We start from the raw sequence: 3,009 nt of genomic DNA, 5'->3' as shown, positions 1-3,009 counted from the left end.
CAGCTGTCCAGTAACAATCTCAAAGGAATCCTCTTGACGAGGATCATAATTTACTGGCTATTCGGCACGCTGTTGAGTTCTCAAAGAACACGCGCACATCATCACGTTCCGCAGCGCGGCCCGATCCGAGGCTAGTGCTTCATTCTACGTTTGCGCTTGAAACCAGACGCCCTTGGCCGCAGCACCTCAAGAAGAGGCCGGGCTGGGTCTTCCGTTTCGCAGGTCACCCACTCTACCACACGATCTGGGAGCTTGGTTCGTGACCCTGGTCTTCCGCCGCGCTCCGTTCCGGTGTTTCCCGGCCCGTTCCGCGCTGGCAGAGAGAAAGTTACACGCACCCGAACCCGAGGTCAAATCGGGGGCGCAGGCCAGTGCCGCAGCACCAAACCGCAGGTCAAGCGGCCTGCGGCAGGCCTACCGACACGCTATCCGACCCGCAGCGGCCACAACAGTGTGACCGCGATCACACCAAATGATGACGAAGGCCGCCGCCCCCAGCGGGGACGGCGGCCTCGGTGAACGAAGAACGCGCAGGTCAGCGAACTGCGGACCGGATCAGCGGCGGACCTTCACGCCCGCGAAGTTCCGCTTCCCGCGCCGCACGACCAGCCACGTCCCGTGCAGCAGGTCCTCGGCGGTGGGCGTCCACTCCTCGTCGGTCACCTTCGTGTTGTTCACGTAGGCGCCGCCCTCCTTGACCGCGCGCCGCGCCGCCCCCCTGCTGTCCGCCAGCTGGCCCGCGATCAGCAGGTCCACGATCGTCGGCGCGTCCGCCAGGGCGACCTCGCCGGACGGCACCTCGGCCATGGCCGCGTCGAGCGTCGACAGGTCCAGCTCCCGCAGCTCCCCCCGGCCGAACAGCGCCTGGCTGGCCGCGACGACCTGCTCCCGCTCGTGCTGCCCGTGCACCAGGTCGGTGAACAGCTCGGCCAGCTTGCGCTGCGCCGCCCGCAGGTGCGGGGCGCTCGTGGTCTGCTCCTCCAGCTCCGCGATCTCCTCGCGGGACAGGAAGCTGAACAGCCGCAGGTAGTGGATGACCTCGGCGTCGCCGACGTTCACGAAGTACTGGTACCAGGCGTACGGCGAGGTCATCGACGGGTCGAGCCACACGTTGCCGCCGCCGGTGGACTTGCCGAACTTCCGGCCCTCGGAGTCCGTGACCAGGGGCGCGGTCATGGCGTGCACGGTGCGCCCCTCGACCTTGCGGATGAGGTCGACGCCGCCGACGAGGTTGCCCCACTGGTCGGAGCCGCCGATCTGCAGCGCGACGCCGTGGTCGCGGTGCAGCCGCAGGTAGTCGTGCGACTGGAGCAGCAGGTAGCTGAACTCGGTGAACGACCTGCCGTCGCTGGCCAGCCGGCGCTTGACCGTCTCGCGGGCGAGCATGACGTTGACCGAGAAGTGCTTGCCGACGTCGCGCAGGAACTCCAGCACCGGCATCGGGCCGGTCCAGTCCAGGTTGTTGACCACGATCGCGCCGGTCGGGCCGTCGTCGAACTCGACGAACCGCTCCAGCTGCCCCTTGATCCGCCCGACCCACTCGGCGACCGTGTCCACCGGGTTCAGCTGGCGCTCGGCCGTGTCGCGCGGGTCGCCGATCATGCCGGTGGCGCCGCCCGCGAGGATCACCGGCCGGTGACCGGCGCGCTGGAAGCGGCGGAGCATCAGCAGGGGGACGAGGTTGCCCGCGTGCAGGCTCGGGGCGCTCGGGTCGAAGCCGCAATAGAGGGTGAGCGGCCCCGAGTCGAGGTCCTTGCGCAGGGCGTCGAGGTCGGTGGACTGCGCGATCAGGCCGCGCCAGGTCAGCTCGTCGAGGATGTGCTCACTCACGCGGACCATTGTCGCCCACCCGGTCCACCGCTTTTGACCGGCACCACTCCCCCACCCGGTGGAACGCGGCGGTGGCGAGGACGGCGGCGTGGTCGGCGGGCGCGTAGCCGTGGCCGGTGAAGCGCTCGACGGCGGTGAGGCCCTTGGCCTTCCGGTGGCGGGAGTCGGTGATGTCCAGGCCGTCGAGCAGCGCGCGGACCTCGTCGGGGCAGCTGTCCGGGACGCTGTGCGGCTCGAACGAGAGCAGCGCCCGCCCTCGCTCGGCGAAGGACAGGGTGGTCAGGGCGTCGACGGTCCAGAACGTGCTCGCGGCGCGGCCGTGCTCGGACAGCCTGGCGAGGAGGGCGGGGTCCGCGCACCGGTGGCCGTTGTCCTCCCAGAGGGCGAACACGCCGTCGACGACCTCGGCGAGGGCGATCCACGGGATCAGCACGCTGTGGTCGGTCTCGTCACGGATGCGCTCCCGCTCGGCGGGGTCGACCGGGGGCGGGCTGATGCCGAGGGCGGCGAGCAAGTGCTCGCGGATGGTCCCGGTGACGACGGTGATGGTGCCGGCCTGGGCCAGGTCGCTGTTCTCGACCCAGCGGTGGTGCGCCCAGGGCGGGGTGGGGCGGTCGGGTTCGGGTTCGCCGCGCAGGCGGTGGCCGAGGCGGTCGGTGCGCTTGTGGATGACCTGGGGCGCGCGGGGCGCGGGCCAGACGGTGATCGAGTAGTGCTCGGTCTCGTCGCCGTCGCGGCTGTTGGCCTCCACGAGGGCGCGGTAGTCACCGGGCCAGGGCGGGGTCTCGGTGGTGCGCGGGGCGTGGGGGGACTGCCAGGCGGGCGGGTCCATCGGGTCGGGCAGGGGTTCGCCGTTCACGGTGGCGCCGCCCCTGGGCGCGGTCCAGCTGATCTCGACGGTCTCGTCGAGGTCGAACCAGGGGGCGGCCGGGGCGCGCACGGCGCGGAAGTCCAGCCTGACCCGCCCGCTCGCGACCCCGGTGCGGATCGCGATGCCACCGTCGATCTCGGTGACCAGGCCGTTCGCCGAGAAGTGAGGACACCGAACGCGGCCGGGGGCTGCGGGACCTCGGGAACGGATCGGGGTCGCGGGGCGGGCCGGGTCGCAGGCGGCCCGCGGCGGCGGCAGGTCCGGTCGGGATCAGGGGGCGCAGTCCGGCGACGTCGGCGGCGATGGCG

2 protein-coding genes are annotated in these 3,009 nt (G+C 71.2%); both read right to left on the bottom strand.

Annotated features, from left to right (window positions below; all coding sequences use genetic code 11):
- Positions 1-555: 555 nt before the first annotated feature.
- Entirely contained in the window at positions 556-1,830 is a 1,275-nt protein-coding gene (tyrS, locus tag ACTUAL_RS25715; protein WP_440902055.1) for a tyrosine--tRNA ligase, read from the bottom strand.
- Positions 1,823-2,770, bottom strand: coding sequence for a DUF6461 domain-containing protein (locus tag ACTUAL_RS25710; protein ID WP_440902054.1), 948 nt, complete (start codon positions 2,768-2,770; stop codon positions 1,823-1,825). The genes tyrS and ACTUAL_RS25710 overlap by 8 nt, the downstream gene beginning before the upstream one ends.
- Positions 2,771-3,009 lie beyond the last annotated feature (239 nt).

Source organism: Actinosynnema sp. (genome assembly GCF_052038725.1).
The sequence above is the reverse complement of the archived record's forward strand: the minus strand, read 5'-3'. Positions and strand labels throughout refer to the sequence as shown.